Source organism: Enterococcus camelliae, assembly GCF_042685105.1.
Classification (GTDB): domain Bacteria; phylum Bacillota; class Bacilli; order Lactobacillales; family Enterococcaceae; genus Enterococcus_G; species Enterococcus_G camelliae.
This window is the reverse complement of record NZ_JBHUMO010000039.1, coordinates 1-17,669: the sequence shown is the minus strand read 5'-3', so window position 1 is coordinate 17,669 and position 17,669 is coordinate 1. Positions and strand designations below refer to the sequence as shown.

17 protein-coding genes and 3 pseudogenes are annotated in these 17,669 nt (G+C 38.1%); 3 read left to right on the top strand and 17 right to left on the bottom strand.

Features of this window, described 5'->3' with window-relative positions:
* Positions 1-322 (bottom strand): annotated as a pseudogene (locus tag ACFSR0_RS05685) (IS30 family transposase); the annotation flags it as partial.
* Here ACFSR0_RS05685 and ACFSR0_RS05680 point away from each other — a divergent pair.
* Positions 266-499 carry a hypothetical protein gene (locus tag ACFSR0_RS05680; RefSeq protein ID WP_379981055.1) on the top strand — a complete coding sequence of 78 codons (234 nt, stop codon included), beginning with the start codon at positions 266-268 and terminating at the stop codon, positions 497-499. The pseudogene ACFSR0_RS05685 and the gene ACFSR0_RS05680 overlap by 57 nt on opposite strands.
* Before the next feature lie 290 nt (positions 500-789).
* Here the strand turns inward: ACFSR0_RS05680 and ACFSR0_RS05675 are convergent, their stop codons facing one another.
* The 5 genes from ACFSR0_RS05675 to ACFSR0_RS05655 all read right to left on the bottom strand — a co-directional run bounded on the left by ACFSR0_RS05675 (position 790) and on the right by ACFSR0_RS05655 (position 4,494).
* On the bottom strand, positions 790-1,491 hold the full coding sequence (locus tag ACFSR0_RS05675) for a TIGR00266 family protein (RefSeq protein ID WP_379980776.1): 702 nt from the start codon (positions 1,489-1,491) through the stop codon (positions 790-792).
* A gap of 156 nt (positions 1,492-1,647) precedes the next feature.
* Complete coding sequence (locus tag ACFSR0_RS05670) at positions 1,648-2,247, bottom strand: LysM peptidoglycan-binding domain-containing protein (protein ID WP_379980774.1); 600 nt, start codon at positions 2,245-2,247, stop codon at positions 1,648-1,650.
* A 281-nt stretch (positions 2,248-2,528) separates the two neighbouring features.
* Positions 2,529-3,122, bottom strand: a complete 594-nt coding sequence (locus ACFSR0_RS05665; protein ID WP_379980772.1) for a ribonuclease H1 domain-containing protein — start codon at positions 3,120-3,122, stop codon at positions 2,529-2,531.
* A 58-nt stretch (positions 3,123-3,180) separates the two neighbouring features.
* Positions 3,181-3,960: a glutathione-dependent disulfide-bond oxidoreductase gene (yghU, locus tag ACFSR0_RS05660; protein ID WP_379980770.1), complete on the bottom strand. Its 780-nt coding sequence runs from the start codon at positions 3,958-3,960 to the stop codon at positions 3,181-3,183.
* Positions 3,961-4,161: 201 nt separating this feature from the next.
* Complete coding sequence (locus ACFSR0_RS05655) at positions 4,162-4,494, bottom strand: hypothetical protein (RefSeq protein ID WP_379981053.1); 333 nt, start codon at positions 4,492-4,494, stop codon at positions 4,162-4,164.
* Here ACFSR0_RS05655 and ACFSR0_RS05650 point away from each other — a divergent pair.
* Positions 4,455-4,793: pseudogene (locus ACFSR0_RS05650) on the top strand (family 1 glycosylhydrolase); the annotation flags it as partial. The gene ACFSR0_RS05655 and the pseudogene ACFSR0_RS05650 sit on opposite strands and share 40 nt — an antisense overlap.
* Here ACFSR0_RS05650 and ACFSR0_RS05645 read toward each other — a convergent pair.
* The 5 genes and pseudogenes from ACFSR0_RS05645 to ACFSR0_RS05625 form a co-directional block, all read right to left on the bottom strand.
* Positions 4,781-5,098 (bottom strand): hypothetical protein, encoded by a 318-nt coding sequence (locus tag ACFSR0_RS05645; protein ID WP_379981043.1) that lies wholly within the window; start codon positions 5,096-5,098, stop codon positions 4,781-4,783. The pseudogene ACFSR0_RS05650 and the gene ACFSR0_RS05645 overlap by 13 nt on opposite strands.
* Positions 5,099-5,126: 28 nt before the next feature.
* Positions 5,127-5,681, bottom strand: a complete 555-nt coding sequence (locus ACFSR0_RS05640; protein ID WP_379980768.1) for a bifunctional transcriptional activator/DNA repair enzyme AdaA — start codon at positions 5,679-5,681, stop codon at positions 5,127-5,129.
* A 21-nt stretch (positions 5,682-5,702) separates the two neighbouring features.
* A complete protein-coding gene (locus tag ACFSR0_RS05635; RefSeq protein ID WP_379980766.1) occupies positions 5,703-6,230 on the bottom strand; it encodes a methylated-DNA--[protein]-cysteine S-methyltransferase in 528 nt (175 codons plus the stop codon).
* An 18-nt stretch (positions 6,231-6,248) separates the two neighbouring features.
* On the bottom strand, positions 6,249-7,148 hold the full coding sequence (locus tag ACFSR0_RS05630; RefSeq protein ID WP_379980764.1) for a DNA-3-methyladenine glycosylase 2: 900 nt from the start codon (positions 7,146-7,148) through the stop codon (positions 6,249-6,251).
* A gap of 231 nt (positions 7,149-7,379) precedes the next feature.
* Positions 7,380-7,523 (bottom strand): annotated as a pseudogene (locus ACFSR0_RS05625) (TIGR04076 family protein); the annotation flags it as partial.
* 540 nt (positions 7,524-8,063) lie between these two features.
* On the opposite strand from ACFSR0_RS05625, the gene ACFSR0_RS05620 reads away from it, so the two are divergent.
* Entirely contained in the window at positions 8,064-9,695 is a 1,632-nt protein-coding gene (locus ACFSR0_RS05620; RefSeq protein WP_379980762.1) for a SulP family inorganic anion transporter, read from the top strand.
* Between the two features lie 122 nt (positions 9,696-9,817).
* Here ACFSR0_RS05620 and ACFSR0_RS05615 read toward each other — a convergent pair whose 3' ends face one another.
* The 6 genes from ACFSR0_RS05615 to ACFSR0_RS05590 all read right to left on the bottom strand — a co-directional run.
* Positions 9,818-10,426, bottom strand: a complete 609-nt coding sequence (locus tag ACFSR0_RS05615; RefSeq protein ID WP_379980760.1) for a response regulator transcription factor — start codon at positions 10,424-10,426, stop codon at positions 9,818-9,820.
* Positions 10,423-11,541 carry a sensor histidine kinase gene (locus ACFSR0_RS05610; RefSeq protein WP_379980758.1) on the bottom strand — a complete coding sequence of 373 codons (1,119 nt, stop codon included), beginning with the start codon at positions 11,539-11,541 and terminating at the stop codon, positions 10,423-10,425. Before ACFSR0_RS05610 ends, ACFSR0_RS05615 begins: the two co-directional genes overlap by 4 nt.
* Positions 11,538-12,299, bottom strand: a complete 762-nt coding sequence (locus tag ACFSR0_RS05605; protein ID WP_379980756.1) for an ABC transporter permease — start codon at positions 12,297-12,299, stop codon at positions 11,538-11,540. The genes ACFSR0_RS05610 and ACFSR0_RS05605 overlap by 4 nt, the downstream gene beginning before the upstream one ends.
* The gene (locus tag ACFSR0_RS05600; RefSeq protein ID WP_379980754.1) at positions 12,296-13,192 is read right to left on the bottom strand and encodes an ABC transporter ATP-binding protein; all 897 of its coding nucleotides are present in this window, start codon (positions 13,190-13,192) and stop codon (positions 12,296-12,298) included. Before ACFSR0_RS05600 ends, ACFSR0_RS05605 begins: the two co-directional genes overlap by 4 nt.
* A 497-nt stretch (positions 13,193-13,689) precedes the next feature.
* The gene (locus ACFSR0_RS05595) at positions 13,690-16,935 is read right to left on the bottom strand and encodes a DEAD/DEAH box helicase (protein WP_379980752.1); all 3,246 of its coding nucleotides are present in this window, start codon (positions 16,933-16,935) and stop codon (positions 13,690-13,692) included.
* Between the two features lie 284 nt (positions 16,936-17,219).
* A partial coding sequence (locus ACFSR0_RS05590) for an IS30 family transposase (RefSeq protein ID WP_379980750.1) occupies positions 17,220-17,669 on the bottom strand: 450 nt, incomplete at its 5' end.

The window sequence follows — 17,669 nt, the reverse complement described above, 5'->3', positions numbered from 1 at the left end:
TCTATTGGTGTTTTATAGTTTAATGATTTTCGAGGGATATTATTTCTTTTCGATGCAATAGATTGGATAAAAGATTCATCAACTTCGTTGAAATCCATTTGCTTTGGTAAACCATCTTTACGTAATAAACCATTAGAGTTTTCATTTAACCCTCTTTGTGATGGTGTACCAGGATCTGCAAAATAGATATCAATATCATTGATATTACTGATTGATTTCCAATTTGAAAATTCCTTTCCACAATCAAATTCATTGATTTGAATAGATGCTTAGGTACAGATTGCATCCATTGGTTCAAACGATTTTCAATATCTATAGCTCGATTCACTATCTAACCCCACAGGAGTTTGAAGAGTTGGCACAAGAAAAAATGACGGAACAGTCTCTACTAAAATATATCCAAGATATTGACTCAAATCCAGTTTACACATACGAACAAAAAACAGTAAGGATAGATGAAAAGAAGGGGTTGACAAAAGTGATTATCTCTGAGCAATAAGTTCAGATATTCCGAAATTTATTCCTCAAATTTTTAATGAATTCTGACTTATAGTCGAAAGAATTTCTTTAAAAAAACCGCTTGTTCATTTTAAAGGGAAAGTGACAGACTTTTGTCACACTCCCCTTTTTTTTCGATAACATTTTCATGATGCTTTCTTACCAATTTTCTAATGAACTTAGCCATACATAAAAAAATGACAACGTGATAATTTCAATAATACATGAAATTATCACGTTGCCATTCTCCATTTTTCCATAAATCATTCGCAACCAAAAACAACTGTTTGGCTAATTTCCGCTTCCAGTACTCAAAAATGGCGTTAATGCTTCGCCAAGATTACGTAGATTGCGTGTTTGAATGATGACTTTGCCAGATCCTTGAAAAACATTGACTAATCCTTCGCCAGTCTTAAAGCCAAATGTGCCTGACGCCACTTGAATGTCATACGTAAGATTGGTGTCCCATGCAACAACGTGTTCGTTATCAATTGTCAGAGCCTGATTTGGTGAAACCGTCAATTCTAAGAGATCGCCAAATGCAGAGACAAAGATAGTTCCATCTCCCGTGGTCTCCATAACAAATAATCCGCCCGTTCCACCAAAAAATGCCCCACTTATATTTTGTCTAACCATCTTATATGTCACTTGCGAATCACAAGCAAGAAATGCGCCGGTATTTAAGCAGTATTTATTCGCATCCGATACTTGAAGTGGATGGATTTTTCCGGGTTTCCCGGGTGCGATACCTATAAAACTATCTTCAGTTAGTCCTGTGGCACTACTGATAAACATGCTCTCACCACTTGTCATCGATCGACCAATCGCATGCATCAGTCCGCCCAAACCAGATTTACTTGCATTTAACTTTCCAGTCAACTCTACACCCGAATGGTAAGCCATGGCTCCTCGTTCAAGTTGAATCGATTCACCCGTTTTTAACTGAATCTGTAATATTGGAGAATCAGTATCTCCCAGTAACGTATAGTTCATGTTTTCTCCTTCTAGACAATTTTCTTTTAGTATATCCGAGCGCAAACAATATAGCTAGCAACTCTCGAATAAAAAAACGCTGAACAACTAAATGATGGACTTGCAATCATTTGTAGTTGTTCAGCGTTTTATTGTTTACTGCGTGGCCATTAAGGCTTAATACCAGTTATTTGCTTGCCAGAATGCCATCGCATTTATAGGAGTACCGTAGCGACCGGCGATATAAGCCATACCATTTGCAGCTTGGACTGCTGGATCAGAACTAGTTTCAACTAACATTTGGAATAAGCCATATGCTGTTGATGTTGGGTTTTGAGCGTTTGGATTCCAAGAAGATTCATGTTGGATAATAAAACTAATTGCTTCCCAGTTTGCTCCTGAACCCCAACCATATGCACTTGCGGCTGCACGAACGATTGATTCAACCGAACCATCTGTCGCTTGTGTTGTAGTTGATTCTGTTGTTTCTGTAGCTGGTGTTGTTGCTTCTTCTGCAGTTGCATCCACAATTTCACCAGTTGTCGTATTAATTTTCAATTTATCACCAACAAAAATTAAATCAACATTTTTAATATGATTTGATTCAGCTATTTCCACGTAGCGTGTATAATCACCAAAGTATTTTGCAGAAATTCCACTTAACGTTTCTCCAGATTTTACAGTATGCGTTACTTCATCGGCACTCACTTTCATCCCTATTCCTAAAAATGTAACTCCTGTGATACCTACCATTAATGCAATTTTTTTGATTTTCATAAAACGATGTATATCTCCTTTATCTTTCAAAACTTTTGTGACATTTCTCCATAGCTGATTGTTTCAGCAACGGAATTTATTAAAACATATGGGTGTTACAACGAGATAGCGCTAAGATAACAATTTGATGTTAAGTATTACATGATGTTACAGGGAAAAGAGAAGATTCTCATTTTCGTTGTATTATCCAACTACCTCTTTTTTTGTATAAATAAAAAAACAGTAAACGTATCCGATATGCCTTATCGGTATTCGCTTACTGTTTCTATTTTTTTGCTAAATTACTGATTTGCTGCTGCTTTTGCTAATTGATCGGCCATTTCATTATACGTATCCCCTGTGTGAGCTTTAACCTTTTTAAACCGTACATCAATTGTCGCACGCAATGCTCGGAACTGCTCGACATAAGTTTTGGAAATGGGTTTATTGGCTTGCCACTCTCCCAATGCCCATGATTCAATTCCTTGATAGTCATAGTAGATGGTAAGTTGGGATTCTTCATGGGTATGGGCCCACTTGATTGCCTCAATGCAGCCAAACACTTCACCAGCAATTTGGAAACTATCAATATACGTTGAATCATTGCCAGTAATCAAAAGGGTCTCAACAACTTTATTCTCTCTTAACAAAACAATTCCAGAGCCGTACTGCCCCTTCTGACGATTGAATGAACCATCTACATAAGCAACAAGTCCATTATCCGATGCTAGGCCCGATTGCTCAGGTACCCCTGATAAAAAGTGCTCTGCCGCTTCTTTCGTAGAAAAAGATTTAAACTTTGCATTTGGAAAACCTTTAACCTGTTTTTCTGCCTCAGACCAAGTAAGATAAATTCCTGGTTGTCTTCCCATTTTGACTGCGTAAAATTTTGCCAATGATGTCTCCTCCACTCTTCAAAAGGTTATTATACATTAAATCAATGGCCAAAAATTATTAAATTTCGCGATATTCCACAGCTAAGCCGCGTTTCACACCAGGACGCAAAGCAATTCTTTCCGCCCAAGCGATGACATGAGGATAACTTTCCACCGCTAAAAATTCAGCTGCTCCTTCATACAAACGATCCATAACCAATTGACCATACCAAGACCAAATAGCAATATCAGCAATTGTATACTCCGCCCCTGCTACATAGTCATTTGCAGCCAACTGTTGATCTAACACATCCAATTGACGTTTGGTTTCCATCGTATAGCGATCAATTGGATACTCTAACTTGGTTGGCGCATAGTGGAAAAAGTGACCAAACCCGCCACCAACAAATGGCGCTGCTCCCGTTTGCCAGAACAACCAATTCATGACTTCTGTTTTTTCAGCTAACTCCTTAGGTAAAAAAGCGCCAAATTTTTCAGCTAGATAAACCAAAATAGAAGCAGATTCAAATATACGAATCGGTTTTTCTCCAGCGTAATCCATCACAGCGGGAATTTTTGAATTCGGGTTAATTTTAACGAAGTCACTGCCAAATTGATCCCCCGCACCGATATTCACTTTGTACAGATCATAAGTTGCATCTGTAACACCTGCTTCTTTTAATTCTTCTAATAAAATGGTTATCTTTACGCCATTTGGTGTTCCTAAAGAATACACTTGTAAGGGTGCTTGCCCCACTGGTAATTGTTGCTCAAAACGGCTTCCTGCTGTTGGTTGATTGCCACTTCTTTTGGCTTCACCGTCCCATTTCCAAACACGTGGTACTTGATATTCTGACATACTATCGCCTCCTACTGAAAAGTATACGAAGCATTGGATGGTAATGCAAGAATGTACGTTTGTGCTCGTACAAATTTGTGAATTATTCTTATATTCAAAAAAAGTGAGGAACCCTTTCAAAAAATTGAACAGGCTCCCCACTTTATTATTCATTTGCATGCAACCTAGTACATCAGAATGCCTCGGTCACTCATAGTGGCGCTAAATCGGCTCCACTTGTTCCGGTTGATCTTTGGAACAAATAACAATTTTTTGACGATCCAATCCCCTTTGCGTTATCAAATATAACTGCAAAGGAACCCAAACTTCGCTTGGTGCAATAATGATTAGATAATCTATACTGTTTAATTCTAACCGTCTAATAAATTTCAAATAGGATGCAACTGGATAGCTTGGAACCGTCTCTGTTGCTAGTAAAATACCTTCGTTCTCTTGAGCAACCTGTTGGACAGTCACTAATTCTTGCGTCCACTTGTCGCTTACACAAATACTATCGTGTCTTTGATGAATGTGCAAAGTATGGTATTGAACCACTAGTTACGCTTTCGCACTACGAAACGCCTTTGCATCTTGCAAGAACATACGATGGTTGGCGAAGCCGAAAAATGATTGTTTTTTTCAGTCATTATGTTGAAACAGTCTTTAAACGATACCGCCATAAAGTAAAATACTGGCTGACCTTTAATGAAATCAACTCCATCACCCATGCTCCTTTCTTGAGTGGCGGAATTGTTACGCCTAAAGAACAATTAGGTTTAAGTGATATTTACCAAGCTATTCACCATGAGCTTGTGGCAAGCGCTACAGCAGTGAAACTATGTCATGAAATCAATAACTGACTTCGCAGGTGCCGTCCGTATTTTTGCTTTATTTTTTCGTAATCCCATGCTTGCTGATCAAACCAGTGAAAGACCGTTTCAATTGCTCGTGCTTTGTTTTTATAGAATCCACTCGGACGAATCAGGGTTTCCAACTCTTCTCGTTGCAACTGACAAATGGCCTCAGGAATAAAATTGGTTGCGGTTTTCAAATTCTCTAATGACTTTGTCACATTCAGCCAATTTGTATTCTGCACCAAAATTGCGCCAAGTATAATCTCAGGTTTGCTCTCCCCTGGCCACCAACCTTGAGGCCCCATAGCAGCTAACATTGTCTGATATAGTTTTTCAACATCCAGTTTTTTGGTGTTGTTTTCGATATTGCTTCGGCGATTCGTGGAATGAGTGTTTGAATCTTTGGATAAAATAGGAGACATTGGCTAACCCAACCTCCATAGCAATTTTTTCGACTGGTTTATCCGTCGTTACTAACATATGTTTCGCAACATCCAAACGAATTTCCGTTAATCGTTGTTGTGGCGTTTTGTTGGTTACTTTTTTAAAAACATGACGCAAATGTGATTCGGACCCATGTGAAAGATACGCCAATTCCTCTAACGTCAAGTTTTGTTGATAATTGTTTTGCAAAATCGTCTCAATTTCTTGCGTCCATTCTTCATTTGAAACAAACGCATCCGTTGGCCGACATCGTTTGCATGGCCGGTAACCATGATTTATAGGGTCATCCAAATGATAAAACACTTCGACATTTTCTCTTTTAGGCAATCGTGAATGACAGGACGGTCGACAAAAGATTTTGGTTGTTTTAACCGCATAACGAAATTTTGAATCATAGGTAGCATCATTTGTTTTAATGGCTTGCCATTCTTCATCTGTAATCATTTGGTTCACCTCCCCTGTTGTTTAGATGTGTAGCTGTTGAAGGTTTTCTTTTTTTAATCCTTCAAGAGTCAGAAGCTCTATTTTACGATCAATTCCTCCAGCATAACCAGTCAGTGACCCATCACTTCCCACAACCCGATGACATGGGATAAAGATGGAAATTGGATTATGTCCAACAGCTCCGCCAACTGCACGGGCAGATGTTTTCTTTTCTGGAAATTGCGCATTTAGTTTATCCGCAATTTCTTTATAAGTGATTGTTTTTCCATATGGAACACCTTCTAAAACTTCCAAAACTTTTTTACGAAATTCTGTCACATGTGGTTTCAAATGCAAGGTTGCTAAGTCTGGCTTTTCCCCAAGAAAATAATCATCTAACCATGCTTTTGCTGCGATAATGGCAGCATTGTCTTCAACGATTACATCGGCTAAATCGTAATCCGAACCATAATATTTTTGATTTTCAAACCATAAACCGACGATTGCTTGATCATCACTTAATAATTCAATTTTTCCTAATGGTGATTGGTAACTTCCTTTGTATAACATATTGATACACCCCTTTAATTAATATAAGATTCTCCATATATAAAATGTTGCATAACTACACCAGGTTCCCCATTGATGCCTGAATTGCTCCATTTGATGCCTATTAGGTTTTTCGTCAAGTTGCTGTAATTTTTTTATTCCATTGAGAAGACCTACATCCGCAACTGGAAAGGCATCCCCTTTTCGTAAACATCGCATTAACACATAATGTGCGGTCCATGGACCAATTCCTCTTATTTTGGTCATAGCCTTTTCAGCCGATTTGGTACTATCAAATTGGCTTAATGCTGTTTTTGATAGTTGTCCTTTTGCTATTCGCTTTGAGATATCTACAAGATATTCAGCCTTTTTGACCGTTAATCGTAAATCTAACAACGCTTCACTTGGCTCGCTGGCGACTCGTTCGGGCTGAGGGTACACCCAGTACACTTCTCCTTCATATTGAACACTTCTTCCATACTTTTCAGTGAACCTTCGTTTAAGTGTATACGCATATCCTAAGTTAATTTGTTGACCCAAAATCCCCCAAGTAATCGCTTCGTAAAAATCTGGCATGCCAACCAAACGTAACTCTGTAAATTTAATGACCAACTCATTTAACAGCGGATCTGCTGAAGCCATCTGATAAAACGGCGATAAATCCGTTCCTAAATCAAACCAATCATTGACAAACCTTTCGATAAATTGTTGACTCTCTTCAGTCCAACCTGGCTGATTAAGAAGGTCAATCTCTATTGCCCCTTGTTCAGAACAATACGTAATATCACAGAGATAAATGTCAGATTCTACTTCAAATGCACGTCGAATTGTATCATTTGTTACACGATACATCACTTCATTCTCTTCTCGGGATAAATAACCCAAAATAGCTGTCCAAGAAAAAATGGGAGGTACGGCTAAAACTACTGTATGCTTCACGGTTGTCATCCCTCCTTACATAGTTATTCTATCAGATAATCTCTTTAAAAAAATATCACTATCTGGCTTTTTAAATGCAAAAAAGACCGCTCTGACAAACTGAAAAATGGGCTGGACAGTTTATGCTTGATTCATCGAAACCACTGAAAGTAGTTTGTCCCCGTGAATCATCCTCATTTTTCATTTGTCAGAGCGGTCGTCTTTTTTATCTATGAAGATTTTTTATTCTCCTCATTGCTCCGTCACATCTTCATCTGTTCGTTCAATTTTGAAAACAACTGGTCGCATGCCATCTGTACAATTGATGATTGCCACATTGTCATGACGAATCCATGGGTCTACGCCGTCAAAAAATTTGCCATCCATTCCGTTTGATAAAGCAAAGACATTTTAGATAGTACTGGATGAATTGGCCAGGAACACGCTAACGAACTCTTTAAAATCTACACAAAAGAAATCCGTTTGGTTGGTCGTAATCTTCAAAGAATGCAGGAAACGAATCAAGTTGTCACCGCAGTAAAGATGCGGCTACGAACTTTGATTTGGACACCTGATACTAATCAAGCATTGGCATTACTGAGCAATACGCAAGGTACTTATGGTCAAATCTGTCATCTACCATGCGACGAACTCAAAACATGTCTTGAGATGGTCAAAATAGCCGAACGCACATTGAACAGATCGATTCGATACGAATTCATTCCAAACTGGCAATTTCAACCTAACTACATTTTAATTGAGGATTGTAAGGCAACTAAAAAAACAAATCAAATTCACCCAAGCAAAGGAAAAGTGCTAAAACCAAATGACCTTAAAACTTTTTTAAAACTCTTTCACACTTGATCACTCATTCACTTGAACAAAAAACTATGCTATAGTTGATTTTGTCAAATTTAATTACAGAGGAGTCTTAGTGTGCATTCATCTTATTTCCAACTATTAAAATCAGAATTTCAGTCTTACAATCGCGAAAAATTTTTTAAAGATCTGCTATCTGGTCTAACGGTAGCAGCGGTGGCCCTACCTCTTGCCATTGCGTTTGGTGTATCAAGTGGTGTGGATGCCTCAGCAGGTTTAATTACAGCCATAATAGCCGGATTGATTATTGGTGGGTTATCAGGTGGATTCTATCAAATTTCGGGGCCCACGGGAGCGATGGCAGCAATATTAATGTCAATCTCCGCAACTCAAGGCATTCAAGGGGTCTTACTTGCAACCTTTTTAGCAGGTATTTTTTTACTTTTTGCTGGAATCTTCAAACTCGGAATGTTGACTTCCTTTATTCCAGCTCCCGTTATTACCGGATTCACATCTGGCATTGCGATTATCATTGCTCTTGGCCAAATCGATAATCTTTTTGGCACTCACTCGAAAGGAGCCAATGCACTAGAAAAACTTCACAGCTATACTACACTTGGCTTTGCTATTAATTGGACCGCCGTTACAATGGGGGGCATCGTCATTCTTGTGATGCTATTGTATCCGAAAAGGTTGGCTGCACTATTACCTAGCTCGCTATTTGTCATTATTATTGCTACTATCTGCATGCTATTGTTCCATTTACCAGTGGGGACAGTTGGTACCATCCCAACAACGCTAATCAGTGACCATCGTTTAGCTGTCAATCAACTATCAATTGCCTCTTTACAAGCTGTTGCCGTCCCTGCAATTAGCATTGCCTTACTTGGAATGGTAGAAAGCTTACTGTGCGGAGCCTCTGCAGGAAGAATGGCCAACAAATCATTAGACAGCAATCAGGAGCTTATCGCTCAAGGTATCGGCAATCTAATTATCCCTTTTTTCGGAGGGATTCCTGCAACAGCGGCCATCGCCCGAACCAGTGTTGCTATCAAATCAGGTGCTCAAACCAGACTAGCTGGCATGATTCATGCCTTAGTTCTCTTTCTATCAATGATGATTTTAGCTCCAGTCATGTCTCAAATTCCAATGCCTGCCTTAGCTGGTGTCTTGATTGTCACCGCATGGCGAATGAATGAATGGTTAACCATCAAAGAATTTTTTACCAAACATTACTGGGTCTCTCTTACGCTATTCTTTTTAACAATGGTTTCTACCGTTATTTTTGATTTGAGTATCGCGATTGTGATTGGCATTATCGGCGGAAGTATCTTTTTCTTAATTAAAAGTGCCGCCATCACCATTTCTTTGGAACGAATTGATTGGGAACGAATGAACCTTCCCGAAAATGAAAAATTAACAAATTGGACAGTCGTCTATATCAGCGGGCCACTCTTTTTCATGTCCGCAGAAAAATTGAAACAAACACTACACCAACTTACCGAACACGAAGGCGTGATTTTTTCGATGCGGGGAGTTCCCCATATTGATGTCACTGCGCTTGCTGTCTTTGATGAATTTCAGCGACAAGCTTCTATGAACGGAACGTCGATTATTTACACCTCCTTACAACCAGATGTTGCGCATTATATGCATCACCTGTGGGACCAAACAGAAAGTCAACAACACAAAACGGTGGCACATGCTTTGCATAGTCTTTATCAGTCCGACACCCCAACGGTCTCTTAAGGAGAACCACTCTTATGAAAAACAGCTCTCATTATAACGTGAGGCTGTTTTTTTATATTAGCTATTTTTGTAAGCTAACTCTTCAAAATGAAAAAAAACCTAAGCATCAATTGATACTTAGGTTAGGCAATCCAGCCATTTTTCTTAGCAATGTTAATTGCTTCGATTCGAGAATGGGTCCCTGTTTTACTTAAAATAGATGAAATGTAATTGCGTAACGTTCCCTCAGATAAAAAAAGCTCTTCAGCCATTTTCGCTGTTGAAGCACCTGTTTGAAGCCCCGCTAATACACTCATTTCTCTTTTAGTTAATGGATTTTTTTCCGCTCGTAAAACAGTCGTGACCAGTTCCGGTGAAAACACTCTATTTCCAATAAGAACTTGGCGTATACTTGCTACCAAATAATCACTTGGACTATCTTTTAACAGATAGGCATCCACGTTGTATTCGACTGCTTCTTGAAAGTAGCATTCTCTGGCAAAAGTTGTTAATATGATAATTTTTATGGGCAAGCCCGCAGAACGAATCTCTTTGGCAACTTCAAGCCCAGTTAATCGTGGCATTTCAATATCAAGAATAACGACTTCTGGTTGCAGTTTTCTAATTTTATCGAGTGCTTCTTTGCCATCTGCCGCACTCGCAATCACATCAAAGTCATCTTCCAAGTTTAAAATGGTGGTCAAGGTTGTATTTAACATGGTTTGATCTTCTGCTAAAAACAGAGTCGTCATCGTTCTCGCTCCTCCTCTAAAGGAATTTTAAAGTGCAATTTGGTCCCATCCCCATTTATTATGTCGAATATCCCATTTTTTTCTTTCATCCTAGCCATCATCCCACTTAATCCATGTGACGTTGGATCAATTGTCAGAAAGCCAATTCCATTGTCATGAATGGACAGTTCATAATACTGATTGGATTGACGAAACACGCATTGGACGAATTGTGCTTTACTATGACGGATAATATTGGTAAACGCCTCTTTGATACACGAGGCAAAAATAGTTTGAAGTTCAATAGGCCAATTTTCAGCAATCTCTTCCCCTTCCGTACTAAGATAAATACTCGCAGCAGATAAAAGTTTTTCTTCTTCCAGTAGCGCCTTTGCAATTGAACGATTTTCTAAACCATTCACTATTTGTCGAACAAGCTGTAAATTATTTCGAGAAATTTGCGCGATTTCGGTCAATTCCTGCGAAACTTTTTCAGGTTGCTTTGCCAATAACTTTTGAGCCAACTCTGTTTTCAACGTAATAATTGAAAAAGACTGTCCGAGATTGTCGTGTAAATCGCGAGCAATCCGTTCACGTTCCTCTTTGCGAATCAATGCTTCCAAGCGTTTGTTTTCACGATTGAGTTGCGTTGTTCGGTAGATGGATTCATTCATTGACCGAGAAACTAATGGTGAAAAAATAGCAAACAGCAAAACAATTAGTAAGCTACCGATACTTTGCGCATCTCCTTGCACAAGCCACAGAGTCGTACTAACGATGTTAATGAAACAAAACGCATAATATACACCTAAAAACAAATAAAAGCGATCACGACGTAGCGACAGAAAGCCAATCTGCCATGCCGTAAAAATAAATAGGCCAGTCATACCCAAAAATTGATAACTCACGCTAATACTTAGTTGAATAATCACGTACCAGATAGCCCACTTATTTGATTCATATCCTTCTCGATAGGCTTTCAAAAAAAGTAGCAAAAGAAAAAGAATGATTACCTGTTTTTTTAGGGGCATAGTGACCAAGTCAGAAAGAACAGGTATCAAAAAAATGAGCCAAAAATAAGGAATCCATCCTATTTTTTTAGGAAACAGTATTTCTTCCTCTAAAAACTTCTTCATACTAGCTGATATCCTTTCTGTCGTTTGAAATGAAGAATGATACCTAAACAAAGACTTAGTAGACTAAACCACAGAATTAATCCCAGACTACTCTGAAGGTCTAATTTATGATGATGGTAAAGAGTTTTCATCACATTGCTCATAAAATACGTTGGCATCCATTTACCGATTGACTGAATCCAATTAGGCAAACTATCGATTGGCCACCACAGTCCACTAACAATAGCCAAAGGAAAAACAAGCAAATTTGCCAAACCTGAGACTGTATTGGAACTCCCTGCCAAAGAAAGCAAAATACCAATCATAATTAAAGGCAAGGCTGTGAGCGGTAACGCGATTAGAAATGAAAGAAACTCCAAGATGGAATACGTAACGCTATTTATATAATACCCTACAACCAATAAGCTGATAATAGATAATTCGAATAAGCCAAAAAAACTGAGTATCACACTCGCATAGTAACGACTTTTTGGTAACGGGCTTAGCGTAATCAACTGATCAAAGCCATTTTCACGATCACTGACAAGTGTACTCGAAATCATCATCACTGAATCCATTAAAATGCCATATGTCATCATGCTGACGAGATAGTCGGCTTTCCAGGCAACCAAATCAGCCCCTGCCAACCCCACATTCATCACTTTGGTAAACAAAAGATAAAAAAAGATTGGAATCAATAAACTGATGATTAAGAAGCGTTTGTTTCGAACAAACAGACGCAAAGTATTTAGTTTGGTTTGAAAGATTAGTTGCTTCATGCTTGATGTTCCTCCTGGATGTGATCGAATAAAGATTCTAATGAATTGGGTTGAATGGTTAATAGTTTTAATTGCTCAAACTGACCTTGCATTGCAGTTAAAAATAGTGCCACATCATCCGTAATCAATTTGATTTTTTGATTGATTATTGTCACTGATTCAACACCCGGAATGGACAACCAGTACGTTTTATCCTTTAAATCATCAAAATAAAACTGGATTTCACTCACCCCGCGATTTTGACGCAGTTCATCCATTGAACCATTAAAAACGAATTTCCCTTTTACTAAAATCATAATACGATCAGCGACTGTTTCCAGTTCTTCCAAATAGTGCGAGGTTACAATAAACGTCTTTCCTTCCTTTTTGAGCAAGGCAATCGTCTGCCAAAATTTTAAGCGGCTATAACTATCCATACCTGCTGTAGGTTCATCTAAAAAAATGACGCCTGGGTTGCTAGCGATAGCCAACGCGAATCCTAGCCGTTTTTGTTGCCCACCAGATAGTTTCTCCATATATGATTGTTCATGCTCCTTTAAATCAGGATAATGCAATAATTGATCATAAGGTAATGGATGTTTGCTGAAACTTCGAACCAATTGAATGATTTCTGACACCCGAATTTTTTTTAGCTTGGCTGTTTCTTGTGTCATGACAGCAATCCGTTCACGATCAATCAAGAGTGATTTTTCTTGGTTAAAATAATGAATTTCACCTTGGTCCTTGGGGATTAGCTGTGTCAACACATTGATTAGTGTTGATTTTCCAGCACCATTTTCTCCTACTAAAGCAACGATCTCACCTTTTTTGACTGCAAAATCAAGCTTTTCAAAAATTCGTTTTTCTTTAAACGTTTTGGTAATTTTTTTAGCTTCAATGACGGTTTGATTCATAAAAATTTCTCCTTAACTAACCTTGATATTCTTAGTGTAAGAGATTTTTCAGAATCCAATAAGTCCCAATTAACATAACTTTTCTATGACAATTGTCATGAATTGCATTGAGCTGTTTTTGTTGTGAAAAAAAGGTCAGGCAACGAAAAATGCTGCTTGACCCAAAGTTTCTATTCATATGAATAAAGATTGCTTAAAAAATTTACTAATACCGATTGGTGAACTACATCCCACTTATCGAGGTTAGCTTCTGTCAAAATTTTTGAAATCTTTTTTATCTTATGTTTCCGAACAAAAAATAATCGGCTCTTCGTCTTACTTCATGCAGAATGATTATATTTGCTTTGCTTGCTTAGTACTGTTCAACATCTTCTCTTTATCTTTCAAATCAATTGAACCGTACCAATGCAAAAAGAGAAGCCCGCTTTGAGCTCCTCTTTTTGTATTCTTATCATTTGTTCATATTAATCGCTAAGCTTATCTAACAATTGCCCACCTTACGAAATTCCAAGTATCAATCGAATTTCTTCTTCGGTCAGAGTACTCTTTTGATCGGTACCTATTAGAATTTGATCGACCAGATTGCGTTTGCTTTTTTGCAACTTGTCGATTTTCTCTTCTATCGTTCCCTTGGTAATCAAACGAATCACATCGACCGTTTTCTTTTGACCCAAACGATGCGCTCGAGCCGTCGCTTGGTCTTCAACAGCTGGGTTCCACCACAAGTCAACCAAAATTACCATATCGGCGGTGGTCAAGTTCAAGCCGGTACCACCAGCTTTCAACGAAATTAAAAAGATGTTTTTCTCACCTTGATTGAATTGATTGACTAATTTAATCCGCTCTTTTGGCTTCGTGTCACCTTTCAAAAGCAAATACGACATTTGATTTCGATTAAGCATCTGACCAATCTCATCTAGCATGCTAGTAAATTGAGAAAAAATTAATACATGACGATGATTTTCTTGCGCTTGACTCAAAATTTCCTGCAATTGCTCAAGTTTGCCTGAACCACCTTCATAATCATCAATATACAAGGCTGGAGTGTCACAAATTTGACGTAGTCGTGTTAATCCCGCTAAAATTTCTAACTTATTTTTAACAAAACTATCTTTAGTTAAACCTTTGACTTGAACTTGCATCTGCTTTAGCTGTGCTAAATAAACATTTTTTTGTTGCGCAGTTAATTCATTATAAAGATTCATTTCCACTTTATCTGGAATTTCTGTCAAGACATCTTTCTTTTCACGCCGTAAAATAAATGGCTTCACTCGCAACGCAATTTCCGTAGGAGTTAACTTTGAGAACTCAGCTTTTTTAGGCAAAAGCCCCGGCAAGACAATCTCAAAAATCGCCCATAATTCCTCCACCCGATTTTCAATTGGAGTGCCCGACAAAGCAAAAACACCTTTTGGCTGAATTTCTCGTAAACTTTGATTGGTCTTTGTTTGAGAATTTTTAATCGCCTGCGCCTCATCCAACACTAAATAGTTCAAAGATTTTGCTTCGTATTCACGATTGTCCAAGCGGAAGCTATTATAACTTGTAATCAAGATATCTGCTTTACTTTCTCGGATTGTTTTCATCCGTTTCGCCTTAGTTCCCTCAATCACTTCGACTGATAAATGTGGAACAAATTTCAAACATTCTTGTTGCCAATTATAAATCAAAGAAGTCGGGGCAACGACCAAATGTGGTTCTTTTTCAACATGATTGCTTAAAAAAGTAATCAGTTGCAATGTTTTCCCGAGTCCCATTTCATCTGCCAAAATCCCCCCAAAATGATAATGGTGCAGCATCTCTAACCACTGAATACCAGATTTTTGATAAGGACGCAACTCAGCTTGAATGTCTTGGTATTCCGCATATTCAAACGATTCTGGATGCGCAAGGTGCTGGATTAACTGTTTAAATTCTTCCTCAAATGTCGCATCTTTTAAAATGCGCTTGACATTTAATGCTTGCGACGCCGACATTTCCAACTGATTGCGTTTGATTTTAGCTTGTTGACGCAACTTTTGTAATGAAATTGCGAGTTTTCTCAAGTCTTCATTTAACAAGAGAAGCGTGCCATCTGGTTGTTCTAAATAAGGGCGTGAAATATCAATTTTTTTCAAGAAATATTCAATCTCGTCTTCATCAATACCCTCGATTGAAAAGGACATACTCAAGATTCCGTGACGCTCACTCACAACTACATTTGATTGTAGCTCCGGTTTTTCTTGTAATTTTGACTTTAATTCCTCAGTCAAATGCAACTGACCATTCTTCTCAAGATTCGGCTTTTCATAGGTAAAGAATCGATAAATTTCCGAAGCATCTTGAAACTCTTTTTCCCAAAGACCTTTTTGATATTCAAATCCTAAACTTTCAACGTAAAGTTGAGCTTGTTGTTCTTTTTCCACAATTCGCGAGGTCACTTGCTGAAGCTGATTTTTATCTTCAGAAGCAATCAATTTATCTTGATAATGATAGCCCAGTTTCAATTGTAAAGTATGATTTTGAACATCCAATGCAAAATCAGGTGTCATATCAAAAAATTCGAATTCTTCTGGCAGCTCCACTGTTCCAATTTGTTCAAAATGTTGCAAGAACTGTTGCAACAAGCGATCCTCAGTTCTAGAAAATAAAATTCCATCTTTTTTACTTTTATTTTGATTGTACACGTTCACGATTTTTCCAATCAGTTCCAACTGAACATTCGTAACAAAATAAATAATATTATCTCGGATAATAATAGCACCTGCCATTGAATCAATCATGAGATAGAAATCACTTACTATGTGTAAAGATAGGGATTCACCCATCTCAGTAACTATTGCTTTAAACATTGAATCTTCTGGAGAAAACTGCCGAGCTTCAATCGTTTGATAGGTTTTTTGATTACAAAAGTAATCTAACTTTGTCCATTCAGTTTCCTGGAAAGCTTGAATAAAAGCCCTTAATTCCTTAAAGTCGAAAGAAATAATTCCTTTATTGTTGTTGCTACTATAATAATAGTCGGTTGGTGTTGAATCGTGAGCTGCTAAATCGATGAGCACATCCAGTAACTTTTGATCATCTTCACTAAAGAATTCTGGTGCCATCAAGTAACGAGCCTTGCCTCTTGTCTGATATACCTCATTGTTTTGATAGCTCTTAAAAAAAGAATGAATATCCGGAATTTGATAAGACTTGTCCTGCCCTTCAACCCCAATTCGCAATCTCAAATCGAAAGAATACTCGTCCTCATAGTAACTATGGGTTTTTTCTTTCAAACGTAGCTCGTAAACCACCCGCAAAAACTGCGAATCAATTTCTTTTAAAGGTTGAAAATAATTTGGATTTGGAAGATCTAATTGACTAATAAAACGACGGGCCGTACTATTCAATACGACTGGGCTGGAAGATTTACTATTTGGCTGTTGAAATAAAGCTGACGGTTCGTAGTTTTCTATTTTAGCTATTTCAAGTTCAGCCAATTTAGCTTCTTCAGCCAACTTGAGATAATTTGGGTTCTGATTGATTACTGTCACTACCGCAGCAATATGTTTACAATAATATTTTTCAGAAAAATACGGGCAATCGCACACGTCCAACTCCGGATCAACTGCACTAACCATTACATCATAAAGTTCTGTTCCTTGAACTTCTGCACGAAATACATTGAAAATCGAATCGAACTCTTGAATCGATACATTCCCCGCAGCAGCAATATCTCTGCCACGACTTGAAATTCTAGCCGGCATTCTTCTATTAAGCATGTATTCCTCGTCCTTTTTTTATAATCGTAACTGCGCTAGTAAAATTTGGTTTTGTTACAAAGCAAACTATAACAGATCGATAAATATTTTGTTTATTCTAACTATTTAAACGTAAGTTATCCCAAGACAAATTGCAAGTACAAGTTAGCCACCTAGCGAAATAAAGCATGTTATTGATAAAGCTTCGTGCTGATTGACATTGAGCGTGGTGTGTTAGTCTGAACTGGACAGGCTGGCTCATGCCAGGCTTCCCAGACAGTGAACACACCGCGAGAGGCTCGATGTCAATCAGCTAACAGACTAGCGATTTCGTCAAGGAAAGCTTGCCTTGGTGTTTTATAGCCTAAGACTTTCCTTGGTAATTGATTCATCCAATTTTCAATACGTTTCATATGCACACGAGAGACGTGGCGCATCGTGCTCCCTTTCGGGATAAAGCGCCGAATCAACCCATTGTGTCTTTCGTTGGTTCCACGTTCCCATGAAGAATAAGGGTGCGTAAAATAGACATCAACGATGCCGTCAAGACACGTGGATAATGTTGAGAACTCAACGCCATTATCAGAAGTAATTGTTTTAACTATATCCTTAAAGAACTGTCCAAATTGCTCTTGAAGAGTCTCAATGCCTGATTGAACCGCCAAGGCATTTTTCCCTTCAATTTTTTGAATGATTTCAAACCGTGTTTTTCGTTCAGTCAACGTTAGCAGTACTTGATCTTGTCCAGATTTCAA

Bases quoted from the DNA above. Each gene is read 5' to 3' on its own strand.
- ACFSR0_RS05680 (WP_379981055.1), top strand. From the start codon at position 266: ATGCTTAGGTACAGATTGCATCCATTGGTTCAAACGATTTTCAATATC.
- ACFSR0_RS05675 (WP_379980776.1), bottom strand. From the start codon at position 1,491: ATGAACTATACGTTACTGGGAGATACTGATTCTCCAATATTACAGATT.
- ACFSR0_RS05670 (WP_379980774.1), bottom strand. From the start codon at position 2,247: ATGAAAATCAAAAAAATTGCATTAATGGTAGGTATCACAGGAGTTACA.
- yghU (WP_379980770.1), bottom strand. From the start codon at position 3,960: ATGTCAGAATATCAAGTACCACGTGTTTGGAAATGGGACGGTGAAGCC.
- ACFSR0_RS05645 (WP_379981043.1), bottom strand. From the start codon at position 5,098: ATGGGGCCTCAAGGTTGGTGGCCAGGGGAGAGCAAACCTGAGATTATA.
- ACFSR0_RS05640 (WP_379980768.1), bottom strand. From the start codon at position 5,681: ATGATTACAGATGAAGAATGGCAAGCCATTAAAACAAATGATGCTACC.
- ACFSR0_RS05635 (WP_379980766.1), bottom strand. From the start codon at position 6,230: ATGTTATACAAAGGAAGTTACCAATCACCATTAGGAAAAATTGAATTA.
- ACFSR0_RS05615 (WP_379980760.1), bottom strand. From the start codon at position 10,426: ATGACGACTCTGTTTTTAGCAGAAGATCAAACCATGTTAAATACAACC.
- ACFSR0_RS05610 (WP_379980758.1), bottom strand. From the start codon at position 11,541: ATGAAGAAGTTTTTAGAGGAAGAAATACTGTTTCCTAAAAAAATAGGA.
- ACFSR0_RS05605 (WP_379980756.1), bottom strand. From the start codon at position 12,299: ATGAAGCAACTAATCTTTCAAACCAAACTAAATACTTTGCGTCTGTTT.
- ACFSR0_RS05600 (WP_379980754.1), bottom strand. From the start codon at position 13,192: ATGAATCAAACCGTCATTGAAGCTAAAAAAATTACCAAAACGTTTAAA.
- ACFSR0_RS05595 (WP_379980752.1), bottom strand. From the start codon at position 16,935: ATGCTTAATAGAAGAATGCCGGCTAGAATTTCAAGTCGTGGCAGAGAT.